Consider the following 18,894-nt stretch of genomic DNA (forward strand, 5'->3'; position numbering starts at 1 on the left):
TTATACAAAGCGGAGCTATGGATGGTTGAATAGCCAACATTTTGTTCATTCCCCTCCCAAAGCATTCAACAATTAACATTTTAGAATTATCTTAGCAGTTATAACTTAAAGTATAAAGTATACCTATACACAATGTCAGAGTATAATTTCAATCAGATTGAGAAAAAGTGGCAGCGTTACTGGGAAGAAAACCAGACGTTTAAAGCCACAGCCACAAGTGATAAACCCAAGTACTACGCCCTCGATATGTTTCCTTATCCGTCAGGTGCCGGACTGCATGTGGGTCACCCGCTAGGTTATATCGCCTCTGACATCGTGAGCCGTTACAAGCGCCTGAAAGGTTTTAACGTGCTGCACCCCATGGGCTTTGATGCCTTTGGTCTGCCAGCAGAGCAATACGCTATTCAAACTGGACAGCACCCGGCCATCACCACGGAGCAGAACATTACACGCTACGTGGAGCAGCTAAAGAACATCGGCTTCTCCTTTGATTGGGAGCGTGAGATCCGTACTTCTGAGCCTAACTATTATAAGTGGACGCAGTGGATTTTCATGCAGTTGTTCAACAGCTACTATAACTACAGCACCGATAAAGCTGAGCCGATTGATGCCTTAGTGCGTGTGTTTGAGTTAAGCGGAAATGAGCAGGTAAATGCTGCCTGCGATGAAGACACACCTGCTTTCTCATCTGTTGACTGGAACAACTTTAATGAGCAAGAGAAGTCAGAAATACTGCTGAAGTATAGGCTGACTTATGTAGCCGAGGCAGTTGTAAACTGGTGCCCTGCCTTGGGTACAGTATTGGCCAACGACGAAGTAGTGGGCGGTGTATCAGAGCGTGGCGGTTATCCGGTGGAGCGTAAGAAAATGCGCCAGTGGATGATGCGCATCACAGCCTACGCTGAGCGCCTTCTTCAGGGACTGGAGGAAATCGACTGGCCAGAGCCAATCAAAGAGATGCAGCGCAACTGGATCGGTAAATCGGTGGGTGCTGAGCTGGACTTTGCCATTGAAGGTGCTGAAGACAAGATAAAGGTTTTCACTACTCGCATTGATACCATTTTCGGCGTTTCGTTTGTGGTACTGGCACCAGAGCACGATCTGGTAGAGCAAATCACTACTGATGACCAACGCGCTGCCGTTGAAGAGTATGTGAATGTGGCCAAAAATCGTTCGGAGCGCGAGCGCATGACGGACGTGAAAACGGTGAGTGGTGTATTTACTGGTGCCTATGCTGTTAACCCGATATCCGGAGAAAAAGTACAGATCTGGATTGCTGATTATGTACTGGCAGGATATGGAACAGGTGCCGTAATGGCTGTACCAGGCCACGATAGCCGCGACTATGCCTTTGCCAAGCACTTTGGTCTGCCGATCCCGCAAGTGGTAGAAGGTGGTAACATAGAGGAAGAAGCATATGCTGGCAAAGATGGAAAAATTATTAACTCCGGCTTCCTGAACGGACTGCAAGTAAAAGAGGCCATAAAAGCAGGTATAGCCAAAGCCGAAGAACTAGGTGTGGGCAAAGGCCGCACGCAATACCGCATGCGCGATGCTGTTTTCAGCCGCCAGCGTTACTGGGGCGAGCCGGTGCCAGTATACTTCAAGGACGATATACCGCACCTGATCAAGGAGGATGAGCTGCCACTGGAGCTGCCAAAAATCGACCAGTATTTGCCAACCGAAACCGGTGAGCCACCTCTGGGTCGTGCTGTAGATTGGAAGTATGAGAACCAGTATGAATTTGAGCTGAGCACTATGCCTGGTTGGGCAGGCAGCAGCTGGTACTGGTACCGCTACATGGATCCTAAGAACGATACAGCTTTTGCTGACGAGGATATAGTAAAGTATTGGCGTAATGTGGACCTCTACATAGGAGGCTCTGAGCATGCCACGGGTCACCTGCTGTACTCCCGCTTCTGGAACAAGTTCATGTTTGATATGGGGCTGGTAGTGGAGCAAGAGCCCTTTAAGAAACTCATCAACCAAGGCATGATCCAAGGGCGATCTAACTTTGTGTACCGCATCAACGGCACTAACCAGTATGTTTCTTATGGCCTGAAAGACCAGTACGAGACATCTCAGCTGCACGTGGACGTGAACATTGTAGACAACGATGTACTGGACCTGGAAGCTTTCAAGAACTGGAGACCGGAAAACGCTGGAGCTGAATTTATACTAGAAGACGGCAAATACATTTGCGGCGTAGAGATCGAGAAGATGTCTAAGTCGAAGTACAATGTGGTGAACCCAGATGACATCGTGGAGCGCCAGGGTGCTGATACGCTGCGCATGTACGAGATGTTCCTGGGGCCGCTGGAGCAGTTTAAGCCTTGGAATACCAACGGCATGGACGGCGTGCACAAGTTCCTGAAGAAGTACTGGAAGCTGTTCTTCGACAAGGAAGGCAACCTGCTGGTAACTGATGAGGATCCAACGGCTGAAGAATTGAAGTCGCTGCACAAAACGATTAAGAAAGTGGAGGAAGACATTGAGCGCTTCTCGTTTAACACTTCTGTATCTACTTTTATGATCTGCGTGAACGAGCTAAGCCAGCTCAAGTGCCACAAGCGAGCCATTCTGGAGCCGCTTACAGTAATCCTCTCCCCTTACGCTCCACACATCACGGAGGAGCTATGGGAGCAGCTGGGCCACAATGAAAGCATCAGCTACGCTGAATTCCCACAGTGGAAGGAAGAGTACCTGGTTGAGAACACCTTTGAATACCCTGTATCAGTTAACGGTAAAATGCGTGCCAAGCTTACTTTTGCCTTGGACACACCTCGCAAAGAGATAGAAAAGGCTGTGCTGGCTGAAGAGCAGGTAACAAAGTTTTTTGATGGAAAAGCACCAAAGAAAATAATTATCGTGCCTAACAAAATCATCAACGTGGTAGTATAAAACTATCCCCATCAACCAACTAACTTTCAAAAAACCGCTGTAGCCACCCAAGCTCAGCGGTTTTTTGTTTTCGCTTCACTTTATTAATCACCTCCCTCTTTCCATTAAAGTTAAGCTGCACGAGCTCATACTGAAGCAGGCCCGAACAGCAGCAACTGATATGCAGCTTCCGCAGAATAGGCAGTAAATAAAAAAGGTGATAGAACAAGCCGCAGCTTCTTCCATCACCTCAGCTTGTTTTAAGGTGAAAACAAGGTAGGTTATTGACATTCCCACCGCTAAAGCAGGTTGGATTCTTGGGCTACCTCGCTACTGCGACCGTATATCTCCCAAGCTGAAACGGTCTGCCCGACCGCCTTATTTCTTATATTACTAGCTGCATTCACTTCCCGGTGCAGGGCATGTTTGCTGCAGCAAAGGTAACAGCCGGCAAGTGCAGGCGGTAGAACATAGGGTAAGACCGAACCCAGCAAAAGTGAAGGGATGTCACACCACATCCAGGGCGTCTTTGCCCACATCGACGCCCAGGTTCTGACAGAGTAAATTCTTCATAGCTGAAAGGGGCTTAAGTGGACAAAAAACATTCATCTTCCGGGCCTACACTCACTCATGCCTGCGGATGGGGCAGCCTCTAGGTACTGTCCAGGCCTATAAGATGAAGAGAAAGGGAAGGGATTCCTTGGTGGCGACATCATCAAAGTGTCTAGTGCAAGGGCTTTCTCCTTCCCTTTCTGTTAGCTTACGTTTAAGAGCCTGATAAAATTGCACATACGCTTATACTGCCAAAGATATGAGTGCCAAGGCTTTCTTTGGCATTTACTCGTAAAGTTTAGATTCTATGCGTTTACGCTTTCTACAGCTGTTTCTACTTCTTCATTCGTCTGCCTAAGGATTGATGCTCTGGCTTTAGCAAGTAGTTCTATCAAAGTTAAGGCCTCCTCTTCAGAAAGCCCCTTTAAGAGCGCATCCAGATTATGAAGATCTGCATCTATTTCGTTGCAAAGCTTTTGTCCTTCTGCAGAGATAAGTATGTTTACTAAGCGCTTATCGCTTGGGTTTTGTGTTACTGTTACCAAACCTTTAGCGCTTAAGCGACTAACCAGCCTCGAAGCATCTGACATCTTGTCCATCATCTTCTCACGCAGAAAAGAAGTAGATACCGGCTTAGGGAATTGATCTCTCAAAATCCGCAGGGCGTTGTATTGCTGTGTTGTAAGGTTATGTTTCTTAAAGAAACTCTCATACCCATTGCTTAAAAAGCCATAGGTGTACAGGATGCTCAAGCTGGCCTTTTGCCACTCGTTCCGAAAGGAACTGATTCCAAATTCTTTATTAAGGGTCATAGGTTTGTTAAGGTGAGTTTCTCAATAATAGCAAAAAAAACTTAATTTAAGAACCCTTAACACAATAAAATAATAGCAAAAACGATATTTTCTATAGTTAAGCCTCAACAGGCTCAGAATAAGACTTATAACATCAATGTTTCTACACAGGAAATTTTGGTGCAATTGGCGCACAAGAAAAAAGCCACCCCTAAAGGTGGCTTTGTATATTTTTACTCTCTAAATGCCTTGCTACTGCACTTAAATCTGTAGCAGCACTTTAAATGTGTGTAATGATAAAGTATATGGCACCTGCCAGGAACATCAAGATAGAGATCTTGTTAATAGTGTGCATAGTGCGCAGGTTAAAATTAGTTTTCCGGTTGGGGTCCTTCTTTCTGAAAAAGTAAGTCGCTACCTCCGTCAGGTTAAATAATCCCTTTTTCATATTTGTCTGTAACTAGGTGTTAAGGTGAACCGCAATGCAAATTCGCTAAAGGTAGCGCTCCTGCTTTACTTATAAGTAAACATCTGCAACTGAAAAAAGATTTGCTAATAGCGAACTTCTTTCAGACAAAAAACAGGTAATTACTACCTGATAATAAAGAAGTTAATTGCCGAGACCTTATACTTCTTCCTCTAGTTGTACTGGCTCAATCCACTTATCATCCTCACGGATCAGCTCTATTAGCTCATCAACGGCACGGTCAGCAGGAACAGACTTTTTAACTACAGTTTGCCCGCGGTACAGTGCGATTTTGTCTTTGCCAACCCCTACATAGCCGTAGTCAGCATCGGCCATCTCGCCCGGTCCATTTACAATACAGCCCATAATACCTATCTTCACCCCTTTCAGGTGGTCGGTTCTCTTACGGATCATAGCAGTAGTCTCCTGCAGATCAAAAAGTGTTCGGCCACAGCTAGGGCAACTAATGTACTCTGTTTTGCTCATGCGCGTGCGAGCCGCCTGCAGAATACCAAAGCTTAGCTTGTTTAGCGTATCAATTGTCAGCAGCTCTTCCGCCTTCTCCTGCGCCGGCAGCAACTCTGTGCCGAGCATTACGCCATCACCTAAACCGTCAATAAGCAAACCACCAACATCAGTAGAAGCGTACAGTTGCACCTGATCAGGTGTTAGCTCACCATACTCACGCTTGATGATACAAGGTGTTTGCACGCCATTGTTCATTAGCCTGAAGAAGCACTTGCGTAGCTCGGGCATCGCGTGCTCGTTAGATGTGTGGAGCATAAGCACAGCAGAATTATCGTGCTTCAAAGCCTCCAGTAACTCAGGAGATAGTTCGGCAATGGTAGCAAATATGAAGTTAAGCTTCGCATGACGTTTTGCCTGGCTTAGGTATACTGCTGCACTCATCAGCGGATGCCGATCCTCCTGCTGCTCAGCCGCTACCCATGCCTCGTAGTTTACAATTTCTTTCAGGCCGTTTGGCAACATGAAAGTAACAGGGCTGTCTCCGGTATAGATATAATCAGCACCCAGGTCATTCATGTTAAACTTATCAAGCAGCAAAGAGTATAAATGCCCTACGCTCTTAAGGTCTGCGTACTTTATGTCAGTCAAGCGGCTAAGATCAGCCACCACTCGCGGCACATTGGCACCACCTAAGTTCTCTACCTCCAAGGTCTGACGACGATGATATTGAAAAGGATCAATCGGTATGTTGCAAACGGGCTTGATTGGCTGCGCTTTAGCTGCACGATGCGTGTAGCGATCTATGAGTGCCTGCGCTACCGGAGCTTCTGCTTCAGGAGCCTCTGTTAACGAAACACGAACTGTATCCCCTAAACCATCTTCCAGCAAAGTACCAATGCCAACAGCTGATTTGATTCGGCCATCTTCAGCCTCCCCTGCCTCGGTTACACCAAGGTGTAGCGGGTATGGCTGCAGTTCTTCCTCATCCAGCTTTTGCACCAGCAGACGGTACGCCTGCACCATTACCTGCGTGTTAGAAGCTTTCATAGAAATGACGATATCATAGAACCCTTCGTCTTCGCAGATGCGGATAAACTCCAGTGCGCTCTCTACCATGCCTATGGGCGTATCGCCGTAGCGACTCAGAATGCGATCAGATAAGGAGCCGTGATTAGTGCCTATACGCATAGCAGTGCCATGCTCCTTACAGATGCGCACCAGTGGCACAAATCGCTCCCGTATCCTGTCAAGCTCAGACTGGTAAGAGGCATCATCATACTCTATTACCTGAAATTTCTTCTTATCAGCATAGTTGCCAGGGTTTACACGTACCTTTTCTACAATACGTGCCGCAACTTCAGCTGCATTAGGCGTAAAGTGGATGTCGGCAATAAGCGGCACATCGTAGCCTCGCTTGCGCAACTCCTCTTTTATGTTCTTTAGGTTTTCAGCCTCCTTTATACTTGGGGCGGTAATACGTATATACTCACAGCCAGCCTCAATCATGCGTACACACTGCTCCACAGAGCCATTGGTGTCCATCGTATCCACTGTCGTCATCGACTGTACCCGTATCGGGTTATCGCCTCCCACGGGCACTCCCCCAATATGCACCACACGTGTTTTTCTACGCTTATACTCTACCAGGCTAGGGCAATATGATTTATTCATCTGATCAAGTTGACAATCCATCTGTCTCTTTAACTAAAGTCGCGACTGCTTTGTTCAAAGGGCAAAATACGTAAATTTCTGCGCAACGTCCTGCATCTGGAAGCCTTTTCACCGGCAACTGCTTATTCTGAATCGAAGCTGATCATTATTTAATATAGCAATAAGATCACAGCCGCAAATAAAAGCTGCATGTATTACCTTCCTACCTTGTAGCAGGTATCTCGTAAACTAAAGTAAAGCTGGATAGAAGATGATTTACATGCACCAATTTATTCCCAAGGATGCTGGGCAGAGGCTGCAGCATTGGACAAGGCTACAACAGACCCAGATACAGCAAGCTATACTAGTTACCAAAGACACTGTTATGGAGTATCTTCGGCAGCAGTTAGAGCGGGGAAACTGGCGCGATGTGCAGGAAGTACTGCGTGGGAAACCTATGACAAGAGCCGGTAAGTTTTTGTACCACGAACTACGCAACAGGGTAATAGGCAAACTGATTATGCGGCTGGGAGTACGGAAAGTGATAGCTGTTGCACTGGCTTTGGTTCTGCTGCCGCTCATATTGGCTCAAGTAGCCGGAGAATTAATCAAGCGGGTAAGGTCATAAAAAACGAAGGTGCCTATGAAAGACACCTTCGTTTATCAACCTAATAAAAACTAATTCATCTTAGTGGTGGAACAGGAGTTCGCGGTATTTCACCAGTGGCCAATCTTCGTCGTCCACCATCAGCTCCAGTTTATCTACAGCGTAACGGATCGGCTCAAAGAAGCTTAGCACCTGCTCGTTATACATGATAGCGCGCTCGCGTGCGTTTTCAACTTTGTTAGCCACCTTACGAGCCTCAATCATATCGTTCACATTCTTTTGGATAGTTGTAATGTGGCGCGACATTTTCTTGATAGCTTCGCAGATAGTGTCAGTGTATTCATCCTCCAGGCCAATCTCTTTCAGGCCACGGATGTTAGCGATCAGCTTATTCTGGTAAGCAATAGCAGTAGGAATCACGTGGTTTACTGCCAGGTCACCCATCACTCGAGACTCGATCTGAATTTTCTTGATGTACTCTTCTAACAAAATCTCGTGGCGAGCCTCCATTTCAACTTCAGTAAAGATGCCATGCTTCGTAAACACATCTTTCACTTCATCGCGGTGGTAAACGTCCAGCGCAAGTGGCGTAGACTTGATATTTGAAAGACCACGGCTAGCTGCTTCTTCCTCCCACTCCTGAGAATAGCCGTTACCCTCAAAACGGATAGCTTTAGAAGATGCTACATAGTCTCTCAAGATTTGGATGATAGCCAGCTCCTTCTTCATGCCGGACTCAATCAGCTCGTCAACAGAATTACGGAACTGCTGCAGCTGGTCAGCTACAATCGTGTTCAGCACCGTCATAGGAGAAGATGTGTTGGCAGAAGAACCTACCGCACGGAACTCGAACTTATTACCTGTGAAGGCAAACGGAGAAGTACGGTTACGGTCAGTGTTATCGCGAAGAACCTCCGGGATACGGTCAATACCCAGCTTCAGGTACATGTTATCACCTTTCTCGATCGGAACTTTAGAAGTACGCTCAAACTCATCCAGTACTGCTGTCAGCTGCTGACCGATGAAAACAGACATGATAGCCGGAGGAGCCTCGTTGGCACCCAGACGGTGGTCGTTACTAGCAGAAGCGATAGACGCGCGAAGCAAATCAGCATGCGTATAAACCGCCTTGATGGTGTTGATGAAGAAGGTCAGAAACTGCAGGTTCTCTTTTGGCTTTTTGCCTGGAGCAAGCAGGTTAACACCAGTGTTGGTGCTCATGGCCCAGTTGTTGTGCTTACCGCTACCGTTAACACCTTTGAAAGGTTTCTCGTGCAAGAGAACCTTGAAGTTATGGCGCTCCGCAACGCGGTCCATAATGTCCATCAGCAACTGGTTGTGGTCAACCGCCAGGTTAGCATCCTCAAACGTGGGAGCACACTCGAACTGGTTAGGAGCCACCTCATTGTGGCGTGTTCTCAACGGAATACCTAAACGAAGAGCAGTTTTCTCAAAATCCACCATAAAGGCGTGTACTCTGCTAGGAATGCTTCCGAAGTAGTGGTCTTCTAACTGCTGGCCCTTAGCCGGAGAATGACCAAAAACTGTACGGCCAGAAATCACTAGGTCAGGACGCGCCTCATACAAGGCTTTGTCAACCAGGAAGTACTCCTGCTCAATACCCAGTGTAGTGTTTACTTTTGAAACGTCTTTGTCGAAGTACTGGCAAACCGGCACAGCGGCATCGTTCAGCAGTTTCAACGACTTAAGAAGAGGTGTTTTATAGTCTAAGGCCTCACCTGTGTAAGACACGAAGATAGTCGGGATACATAAAGTTTTGGTTCCAGCGTTCTCAATCAGGAATGCAGGGGAAGAAGGATCCCAGGCACTGTAGCCACGAGCCTCAAAAGTATTACGGATACCACCGCTTGGGAAAGAAGAAGCATCTGGCTCCTGCTGTACCAAGGCGCTGCCTTTAAAGCTTTCAATGGCTTCACCGTCACCGGTAAGGTCGAAGAAAGAGTCATGCTTTTCGGCAGTAGCACCAGTTAATGGTTGGAACCAGTGCGTGTAGTGGGTAGCGCCTTTGCTCATAGCCCATGTTTTCATGGCGGCAGCCACAGCATCAGCCAACTCACGGTCTACTCTTTCACCTGCCTCAATTGTACGCTGCAGGCGCTTAAAGTTCTCAGAAGACATAGTAGAACGAAGAGCATCTTTGCTAAACACGTTCTCACCGAAATAATCAGAAATTTTGTGTGATGGAAGCGAGACCTCGCCGGTCTTGTGCTGGCTAGCATGCTCCAGCGCTTTGAATCTTAAAATTGCCATTAGGTTATTAGGGTTGGGTTATTTCTGTAGCAAAGTTATACAGAAAAACCTCCCATCAAACAAAAGGGGTATATTTTTTAAAGGGGTGTATTCGCTATTTTTACTAAAAACCATCAAGACACCCTTATTGGCATAACCCTTACTCGAAAAAGAAAAGCAATTTTACTAATTCACCCCCTAAATCAGCAACCCCACCCCCAAAATAGGCTCGAAACCTTCTCTTTTGTAAAACTGTTACCCATGGCTTAGTAATGCCTTATATTTGCGCTGTGAAAAACCGCATCTTCTTCCAACCCTTGTACTTCTTGTTCTGGATGCTATACTTTATAGTAGCCAGAGCTATTTTTCTTGTATATCATCTCGACCGCAGTTCAGAGCTTACCTCTGCTGAGGTAATCAACACCTTTATATATGGCCTGCGGCTTGATGCTTCTTTTGCAGCCTATATCAGTGCTTTACCGTTTGTGCTGGTTTTATTGTCAGCTTTGTGGCAAAAGCTGCAAGTAGTAAAACTAGTTCGCTACTATACGATAGTATTGCTGGCTTTGCTTTCTACTTTATTAACAGTAGACCTGGAGCTTTACAGCCACTGGGGTTTCCGCTTAGATGCTTCCCCGCTACAATACCTTAGTTCACCTACTGAAATAGCAGCCTCTGCCGCTGGAGCACCTTTGTTTATACTCTTTGTAGTTACCCTGGCCATTTCGGTTTCTTTTATATTTCTATATCGGCGCGTTTTTGACCTTGTAAAGTATAAAAGGCAGCTAAACAGATGGCTTTTTAGTGGTGGGGCTCTTTTGTTTGCTGCTCTTCTGGTGCTCCCATTACGCGGGGGGTGGCAACAGATCCCCATTAACCAAAGTGTGGTATATTTTTCTGATAAGCCTTTTGCCAACCATGCCGGGCTTAATATGCCCTGGAACCTGATGCATGCACTGCTCAAGTATAAAAAGTCAGCTCATAACCCCTACCAGTATATGCCGGAGCAGGAGGCAGAGGAACGCGTGGCGTCGCTTTACGCAGCCTCTTCTGCCGATTCTACGCAGCAGCTTTTACGTGTGGCTAAGCCGAATGTGCTGTTTATTATCTTGGAGAGCTATACGGCTAAATTTATAGAGAGCCTGGGCGGCGAAAAAGGCGTTACTCCTAACCTTGATAAATTCGCAAAGGAGGGTATCAACTTTACAAATATCTACGCCGCCGGCGACCGCAGTGAAAAAGGTATGGTGGCCCTATTGAGTGGTTATCCTGTACAGACCACGACTTCTATCATAAAGTATCCGCATAAAACGGAAAAAATGCCGCAACTGAGCCAGGTCTTTGAGCAAAGTGGCTATAGCACCAGCTATTATTATGGCGGCGAGTTAGAGTTTGCCAACATCAAATCTTACCTGCGCAATGGCGGGTATGACAGGCTCATAGACAAGTATGACTTTGACCCAAGCACTTACAACTCAAAGTGGGGCGCACATGACCATATCCTGTTTGAACGTGTACAGCAGGACCTAAAGCAAGAAAAGCAGCCTTTCTTCTGCACTGTTTACACCCTTAGCAGCCATGAGCCCTTTGAGACTCCCATACCGGCTAAATTTCCAGGTAGCGATGAAGAGTCGAAGTTCCGTAACAGTGTATATTATACAGATTGGGCTCTGGGCAAATTTATAGAAGAGGCCAAAAAACAGGACTGGTGGCAAAACACTCTTGTAGTTATTGCCGCAGACCATGGTCACAGGCTACCCGGAGACGACCCTAACCATGTGCCAAGCAAGTTTAAAATACCATGTATACTTGCTGGTGGTGCTTTAGCCCATGGTGGCATAACTATAAGCGATGTTGGCAGCCAGACAGATATAGCCGCTACCTTACTGGCACAACTCAACATGCCTCATCAGGACTTTAAGTGGAGCCGCAATTTACTGGCACCAACTGCCAGTTCTTTTGCGTTTTATGTATTTAACGACGGCTTTGGCTATATCACACCTGAAGGCGTCCTGACCTTCGACAATGTGGCAAAAAAGCCTATCATAAAAGAAGAAGGCGTAAGCGAAGAACAGCTGCTAAATGGCAAGGCTTATATGCAGCAATCCTTCGAGGACTTTGTGAGGAAGTAGCATTTTAAACAAGACAAGAGGTAGAAAAAAATTGTGCGATTGAATCAAATCACCAGATCATCTAACAACCTGAGCAACAACAGGCTAGATACATCTGGCGGTATACACGCTATCACAATTAATTTTTGTACCTTTGCCCCCTGATTATGAAAAAAGTAGCTTTTTATACCTTAGGATGTAAGCTTAACTACTCTGAAACCAGCACCATAGGTCGAATTTTCCAGGAGCGTGGTTTTGAGAAGGTAGAGTTTACGGATAAACCGGACATTTACGTTATTAACACGTGTTCGGTAACTGATAACGCAGATAAGAAGTGCCGTAAGATTGTTAAGGAGGCGCTGAAGCATTCTCCGGATGCATTCATTACCATAGTTGGCTGCTATGCCCAGCTCAAACCAAAAGAAATCTCTGAAATTCCGGGGGTAGATGCCGTACTAGGTGCTGCTGAGAAATTTCAGCTGGTAGATATACTGGAAACATTTGAGAAGAAGGATAAGGCGCAGGTTTTTGCCAGTCCTGTTTCAGAGGCTAACACCTTCCATAACTCCTACTCTTTCGGCGACCGTACACGTACCTTTCTGAAAGTTCAGGATGGTTGCGACTACTCCTGCACCTTCTGTACCATTCCATTGGCACGTGGCAATAGCCGCTCCGACAGTATTGCCAATGTAGTAAAGTCGGCTCATGAAATTGCCGAATCAGGTGTGAAGGAGATTGTATTGACAGGTGTAAATACCGGTGACTTTGGTATTCAGGATGGCAAGCGTGTAGAGAGCTTCTACGAGCTGGTACAGGAGCTGGATAAGGTTAAGGGAATTGACCGTTTCCGCATTTCCTCTATTGAGCCTAACCTACTGAAAGACGAAATCATTGGGTTTGTTAGCCAGAGCCAACGCTTTATGCCGCACTTCCACGTGCCGCTTCAGTCCGGATCTAATAAAATCCTGAGATTGATGCGCCGTCGCTACCAGCGCGAACTTTACGCTGACCGTGTAGCCAAAATCAAAGCGTTGATGCCACACTGCTGTATCGGCGTAGACGTGATCGTAGGCTTCCCGGGCGAGACAGAAGAAGACTTCCTGGAGACTTACAATTTCATAAATGAAATGGATGTAAGCTACCTGCACGTGTTCCCATACTCTGAGCGCGAGAACACACTGGCCCCTGATATGGAAGGTAAAGTGAGCATCAAAGACCGTAATCGCCGTGCTGACATGCTGCGCATTCTTTCGGAAAAGAAAAAGCGTCACTTCTATGAGCAGAACATCGGCCAGGAGTTTACGGTCTTGTTTGAGGACGATGTAAAAGATGGCAAGATGGAAGGCTGGACAGAAAACTACGTTCGTGTTGTAGCCAAATACGACCCTGTACTGGTAAATGAAACAAAGCACGTTCGCCTGATCCAAATTGATGCACAAGGCCTGATGGAAGCCGAAGAAACTTACCAGGAGGTACTAAAGCATTAGGTTTTTGGGCGGGAATTCTCTTATATTTAAGCTGCGAAATCTTCCAACTAAACTAATAAAGATAAAGCGTGAAAGTTTTAAAGATGACATTAGGTCTGGCCACAGCTTCTGCCATGATGATGGCTTGCAGCGGTAGCCCTGACACGGTGAAACCACAGGACGTAGCCTCAGAATCAGCTGCAGGTACATCAGAAATCGTTTATGTAAATTCTGACTCGCTGCTGGCCAACTACGAATATTTTAAAGATGTGCGTACACGCCTGCAGACGAAGGCCGAGCAAAAGGAAAAAGATCTGCGCACTCAGGCTGAGTCTTTCCAGAAGGAAGTACAACGTTTCCAGCAAAATGCAGCTGGCATGACCCAGCAACAGGCACAAGCTACTGAGCAACGCCTGATGCAGAAGCAGCAGCAACTACAGGCACTTCAGCAGAGCTCAGGCAATGAACTGATGACTGAAGAGTCAGAAGAAATGAAAAAGATTTACGACCGTGTAGAAGAGTATCTGAAGCAGCTAAGCCAGGAAGAAGGCTATAAAATGGTGCTTACATACCAGCGTGGTAACAGCGCCATCCTTTACGGTGACTCTACTCTGGACATCACGGAGCGCGTAGTATCTGCCCTGAACAAGACCTACGAAGGCGAGAAGGCTGAGGCAGACAAGCAAAAAGAAGAAGAGAAGAAAAAGTAATCTTCAATAACCGCTACAACAAAGGCGAGCTTTACAGTTCGCCTTTGTTATTTTACAGCAGTAGTGCCCACAGCGCATGAGCGATGTACAAGCAAAGGCCGCATCGGCTTCGATTGGTAGTAAAAATTAACATCAGGGGGTTCTTTACTGACCAATTGAAACGTATAAAGTGTGCTGTTACAGTTTAATGGTGCAACCTATATTGATCGCATAGTCTGCGAAGGCCGCATCGCCTTGTACAAAATTTCCCGTAGCTTCCGTGTTTTCCTTGTCCGTTACACTTTGCAGGCGGTTTCTGCGCAATGCAATAGGTATAGCCGCAAACAAACTTACTTTCTTAAGCTGATAGCTCACGCCAGGTTCAAGAGACTGTACATAACCTGGGCGGCGGAACCCTCTGCTGCCTCCAAAAGTATCCTCTACTGGCACTCCCTCCATTCTGCCACCTATTGAAGCTAACAGCCCTTCAAGCGTACCTTTGAACCCGTAGCTTACTCCTACTCGCACCATGTATTGATCCGGCACGCTCATGATCGCCTCGTTAGCTAACATGGGAGTAAGTGTTTCTCGAAAAGTGCGCGTGCCATTGTCCTCCCTCGGGTTAAAGAGGTAATACCAATTGCCATAGGTACTGAACCGGGGGCTGAGCGAATAAAAGCCATTCAGTTCAGCAATAGCTCCAACGCCGCCATCTCCCAACTGTATAGATTGATCAACAGGACGCACTTCAGTGCTTCCATCCGGCCCCACATGATAGAATGTATCTTTATACTTATAGTTACCTGTAGGAAGCTTCACGCCTACTCCAAGCTGCAGGTTACCACTCATGTTTTGCTCTGGATCTAACAACCATTTGTAGGCAACAACCCTAATCTCTCCAAGTCCTGCCGAATTTGTATTGTGTCGTTGCTGCCTTCCATGCTCATATAGAGAAGAACGTTTGTTAATCAGAAGAGGTACTCCGACACTCAAGGACCAGCTGCTGTTAATTTGGCGAATCACAGTAAGGTCCAGACTGTGTTGCCAGTTAATTACCTCAGTATGCTGCTTAAGTCTTTCCTCCTGCTCTTCTTCTCCTCTGAAATGTCGGAATGACTTGAAATAACGATGTGCAACATTAAGCTGCCACCCCTTGGCAGCTGTCTCTTCTGTAGGATGGGCAATTGTACAGGATGCCATACCATTACTCCTAACAGCCACACACCCTTGGGGGTAGGCATCAGTGTAGAAGAGTAAGAAAGCTGAGACGGCGAGTATAGATTTTATCATGAACCAAGATAAAGTTATCAAAGAACGCAAAGCTTCAATATTATCTCCTACAGAGTAAGGAACGGGGGCTGGGGTGAATTTAGCAGACTACACAGCCTGTAATATAACTATTAATAATATACAATGGATCTTTGCAAATGTTGCAGAAGAATATATATGAAAATAACGCTTTCAGAAAATGAAAGGCTTAGGCTTAAGAGATAGGCACCTCAAGCTTAGAGTAGCAGGCAGCGAAACATATTATGGACCATGCGGCCAGTATATGCGCAGTGTCTAAACAAAAAAAGACGCCATATTTGACGTCTCTTCTCGTGATATTCTTAACCGTACCTTACTCGTACCGAAGCGACTCTATAGGATCAAGCTTTGATGCCTTGAAAGCCGGGTAATACCCAGATATAACTCCTACAAGTACACAGATGGACAAACCTGTAAATACCCATACCCAGGGCACAAAGAATCCTCCGCCCTCAGCTATCAGCGAAGCGATACCGTTACCCATAAGTATACCAAGTAGGATTCCTACCAGTCCGCCAAGCACACATATAACGATAGCCTCTATTAAAAACTGCTGCCGTATCTGGAAAGAGGTAGCACCTAAAGCCTTACGAACACCAATTTCCCTTGTACGTTCGTTCACCGACACCATCATAATGTTCATCAGGCCTACAGAAGCACCTAGTAGCGTGATAAAACCAATGACGCCACCACCAAGCTTCAGATAGCCAGAAATCTCATCTAAACTCTGCACTACCGAATCGGAACGACGTATCTCAAAAGAATCTTCCTGCCCTAAAGGGTCCTGGCGAATGTTACGCATCGTGCCGGTAGCTTCCCCCATCACATAATTCAGCTCATCAGCTCTGAAAATGGCTGTTTTGATGTCAAAGTTCAACTCAGAATTACCTGATCTAGGAATTTGCCTTCCGGCTTCCAGGGGAATAAGTATACGCCTGTCGCTGCTACCGCCCATAGAGCTTCCGGACTTCTCCATCTGCCCTACCACCTTAAACCGGCGGCCCAGGAAGGTAATATATTCCCCAAGAGCATCCTGTTTCTTGAAAAGTGTGGAAGCCACTTCATCACCAATGATAGCTACATTAGTACCCTGCTCCTGCTCAAAAGACGAAAAGTCACGCCCCTTTGATAGGTTCAGGTTATTGTTTAGCATGTAGTTTTCGTCAGCTCCTACAACACTTATATTCGGGTTCGTTTTCTCGGTTTGGCTTTTCACCACAGTAGCCCCTGATATAAAAGCGGACAAACTTACGCGCGCTTCATCCTTCATTAGGTCCTTGTATCGCGATGCCTGCTCATAAGAGATTTTTGGGTAAACTTTCTCTACTCTACCACCTTGGCTGCCACGGTTGTTCATGCCCTTGCTGCGAATATCAAAAGAATTAGCACCAAGGTTAGAAAATGTCTGCGTCAGGGAGTATTTCATACTGTCCACAGCTGTTAGAATCCCTACCAAGGACATAATGCCAATAGAGATGATAAGGCCTGTAAGTACCGTCCGCAGCAGGTTTCCTTGTATGGCTCTAAGGCCTTCTAAAATATTTTCGGCTAGGTTCATCTGTAGGAAAATTGTGCGCTTTTGTTATCTTTTACGTTAAGTATAAAAATAGCACGATGCTTCTAAGATAGTGGCATTTTCTGAAAAAAGAACCACTTTTATACTATTGAAGACTTTTTAAAGACAAACCTGATGTTTCTTCGTACTATCACACTTTTCCTCTGCCTGTTTCTGCTAAAATTACCCGTTTGGGCAAGCACTATACTGGTGCCTATGGATGAAGCGCAGAAAGACCACCTGAAGTCTTATGGTGTGGCTTATTGGGTGTTGAGCAAAAATGTACCTGTAGACTGGCTACTGAATTACCGGGGCGGAAGCTTTGCCTTTCACCACATGCCTCAGTTGGAAAACGAGCTAATCGTGCGTGGCGTGAGCTACACTGTAATCTCTGACGCCCAATACAACGGCATTCTGTCTGAGATCAGTAACCCTGAAGCAAACATGGATATCATGAAACTGGAGAAAGTGCCTAAAGTGGCCGTTTATTCTCCAAAGTCTAAAATGCCATGGGATGATGCGGTTACGCTAGTCTTAACTTATGCAGAGATCCCTTACGATGTGATCTATGATAAGGAGATAATACGAGAAGAACTGCCTAAGTATGACTGGTTACACCTACACCACGAAGACTTTACAGGCCAGTATGGTAAATTCTACGCCAGTTACCGCCACTACCCTTGGTATCAGCAACAGCAGCGGGAGGCTGAAGAATCTGCCACAGAGTTAGGCTTTAGCAAAGTATCAGAGTTGAAGCTGGCAGTGGTTAACAAAATAAAGGATTTCACTGCTGGAGGAGGCTTCCTTTTTGCCATGTGCTCCGCTACCGACACCTATGATATTGCTTTAGCTGCTGAGGGGGTAGACATTGTAGAGGCTATGTTTGATGGCGATGCAGCTGACCCTAACGCCCAAAGCAAATTAGACTACAGCAAAACCTTTGCTTTCCAGGATTTTAGAATCTCTCGTAACCCGCTCGAGTACGAGTACTCTGATATAGATATGCAGCCCCAGGAACGGCCAGTTACTGAGGCAAACGACTACTTCCAGCTTTTTACCTTCTCAGCCAAGTGGGACCCTATCCCGACCATGCTGACACAAAACCATTCGAAAACGATAAAAGGCTTTATGGGGCAAACCACTGCCTTCAGAAAGAGCTTAGTAAAACCGGAGGTGGTAGTAATGGGTGAGAATAAAGAGTTAGGTGAGATTCGTTACATGCACGGCACCTACGCCCGTGGTACCTGGACCTTTTATGGTGGTCACGACCCTGAAGACTACCAGCACCTGGTAGGTGAAGACCCAACAGATCTGGCGCTGCACCCAAATTCACCAGGTTACCGACTTATTCTGAACAATATTCTCTTTCCTGCGGCTAAGAAAAAGAAGCAGAAAACTTGATTTCAGTTTCAAGTATAAGACAACAATTAAGGGCGGTCTGAATATCTATCAGACCGCCCTTAATCTTTATATCATACCCTACTAAGCGCTTAATGCATTCTGTCTGGCCGCGGCTCCAGGTTGCGTATGATGTCAGCCTCAATGGCCAATAACTCTTTGAGCCTGGCATCTACCTCCTCCGCTGGCATATATTCCTTGGCTAGCTTCACAAAGCCTACATAATGCCCAGCCTCCGATACCATCAGTTCATAGTAGAATTTCTGTAGTTCTTCGTCCTGAATATTCTTCCAAAGCAACTTAAAGCGCTCACAACTGCGTGCCTCGATCAAGGCGTTTATCAAAAGGTGGTCCATTAGCTGACGCTCGCGCTTACCTCCCTTTCGTATGTGCTTAGTAAGCTCCACCACATACTCATCAGGTCGGTTACGGCCCAGGCCATAGCCGCGCTTCTTTAGCTGCTCCATCACCCGCTCAAAATGGCTCCATTCCTCTGCCACTAATTCAGTCATTTCCTCAACCAACCGCTCTTTATCTGGATACTTTACGATAAGCGATATGCCTGAGGTAGCTGCTTTCTGCTCACAATAGGCATGGTCTACCAGAATCTCTTCTATGTTTTTCTCCGCTATGTTTACCCATCGTGGGTCTGTAGGAAGCTCTAGGCGAAGTATAGTTTTAGTTGGTTGCGTCGTAGACATGG

General features: G+C 46.2%; 13 protein-coding genes. 6 read left to right on the forward strand and 7 right to left on the reverse strand.

Annotated features, from left to right (window positions below):
* Positions 1–132: 132 nt before the first annotated feature.
* Positions 133–2,901, forward strand: a complete 2,769-nt coding sequence (gene leuS, locus PKOR_RS18665) for a leucine--tRNA ligase (protein WP_046312680.1) — start codon at positions 133–135, stop codon at positions 2,899–2,901.
* An 836-nt stretch (positions 2,902–3,737) separates the two neighbouring features.
* On the opposite strand, the gene PKOR_RS18675 is transcribed toward leuS, so the two are convergent.
* The 3 genes from PKOR_RS18675 to ispG form a co-directional block, all read right to left on the reverse strand.
* On the reverse strand, positions 3,738–4,244 hold the full coding sequence (locus PKOR_RS18675; protein WP_046312685.1) for a MarR family winged helix-turn-helix transcriptional regulator: 507 nt from the start codon (positions 4,242–4,244) through the stop codon (positions 3,738–3,740).
* Between the two features lie 259 nt (positions 4,245–4,503).
* Complete coding sequence (locus PKOR_RS25335; protein WP_200897391.1) at positions 4,504–4,671, reverse strand: DUF6728 family protein; 168 nt, start codon at positions 4,669–4,671, stop codon at positions 4,504–4,506.
* 177 nt (positions 4,672–4,848) lie between these two features.
* Positions 4,849–6,828, reverse strand: a complete 1,980-nt coding sequence (ispG, locus tag PKOR_RS18680) for a (E)-4-hydroxy-3-methylbut-2-enyl-diphosphate synthase (protein WP_046312686.1) — start codon at positions 6,826–6,828, stop codon at positions 4,849–4,851.
* Between the two features lie 250 nt (positions 6,829–7,078).
* Here ispG and PKOR_RS18685 point away from each other — a divergent pair, with 250 nt between their 5' ends.
* On the forward strand, positions 7,079–7,435 hold the full coding sequence (locus PKOR_RS18685; RefSeq protein ID WP_046312687.1) for a hypothetical protein: 357 nt from the start codon (positions 7,079–7,081) through the stop codon (positions 7,433–7,435).
* A gap of 60 nt (positions 7,436–7,495) precedes the next feature.
* Here PKOR_RS18685 and PKOR_RS18690 read toward each other — a convergent pair whose 3' ends face one another.
* The gene (locus PKOR_RS18690) at positions 7,496–9,685 is read right to left on the reverse strand and encodes a glutamine synthetase III family protein (protein ID WP_046312689.1); all 2,190 of its coding nucleotides are present in this window, start codon (positions 9,683–9,685) and stop codon (positions 7,496–7,498) included.
* Positions 9,686–9,954: 269 nt separating this feature from the next.
* Here PKOR_RS18690 and PKOR_RS18695 point away from each other — a divergent pair, with 269 nt between their 5' ends.
* The 3 genes from PKOR_RS18695 (at position 9,955) to PKOR_RS18705 (ending at position 13,951) form a co-directional block, all read left to right on the forward strand.
* Positions 9,955–11,796: an LTA synthase family protein gene (locus PKOR_RS18695; RefSeq protein ID WP_158453799.1), complete on the forward strand. Its 1,842-nt coding sequence runs from the start codon at positions 9,955–9,957 to the stop codon at positions 11,794–11,796.
* 146 nt (positions 11,797–11,942) lie between these two features.
* Positions 11,943–13,262, forward strand: coding sequence for a tRNA (N(6)-L-threonylcarbamoyladenosine(37)-C(2))-methylthiotransferase MtaB (mtaB, locus tag PKOR_RS18700; RefSeq protein ID WP_046312691.1), 1,320 nt, complete (start codon positions 11,943–11,945; stop codon positions 13,260–13,262).
* A gap of 68 nt (positions 13,263–13,330) precedes the next feature.
* Positions 13,331–13,951 (forward strand): OmpH/Skp family outer membrane protein, encoded by a 621-nt coding sequence (locus PKOR_RS18705; protein WP_235336756.1) that lies wholly within the window; start codon positions 13,331–13,333, stop codon positions 13,949–13,951.
* A 177-nt stretch (positions 13,952–14,128) separates the two neighbouring features.
* Here PKOR_RS18705 and PKOR_RS18710 read toward each other — a convergent pair whose 3' ends face one another.
* Both PKOR_RS18710 and PKOR_RS18715 read right to left on the reverse strand, forming a co-directional pair.
* Complete coding sequence (locus tag PKOR_RS18710) at positions 14,129–15,130, reverse strand: hypothetical protein (protein WP_235336758.1); 1,002 nt, start codon at positions 15,128–15,130, stop codon at positions 14,129–14,131.
* 421 nt (positions 15,131–15,551) lie between these two features.
* A complete protein-coding gene (locus PKOR_RS18715) occupies positions 15,552–16,796 on the reverse strand; it encodes an ABC transporter permease (RefSeq protein ID WP_046312693.1) in 1,245 nt (414 codons plus the stop codon).
* A gap of 132 nt (positions 16,797–16,928) precedes the next feature.
* On the opposite strand from PKOR_RS18715, the gene PKOR_RS18720 reads away from it, so the two are divergent.
* Complete coding sequence (locus PKOR_RS18720; protein WP_046312695.1) at positions 16,929–18,194, forward strand: hypothetical protein; 1,266 nt, start codon at positions 16,929–16,931, stop codon at positions 18,192–18,194.
* A gap of 89 nt (positions 18,195–18,283) precedes the next feature.
* Here the strand turns inward: PKOR_RS18720 and PKOR_RS18725 are convergent, their stop codons facing one another.
* Positions 18,284–18,892: a MiaE family protein gene (locus PKOR_RS18725; RefSeq protein ID WP_046312696.1), complete on the reverse strand. Its 609-nt coding sequence runs from the start codon at positions 18,890–18,892 to the stop codon at positions 18,284–18,286.
* Positions 18,893–18,894 lie beyond the last annotated feature (2 nt).

It is taken from the genome of Pontibacter korlensis, assembly GCF_000973725.1.
GTDB classification, from domain to species: Bacteria; Bacteroidota; Bacteroidia; order Cytophagales; family Hymenobacteraceae; genus Pontibacter; species Pontibacter korlensis.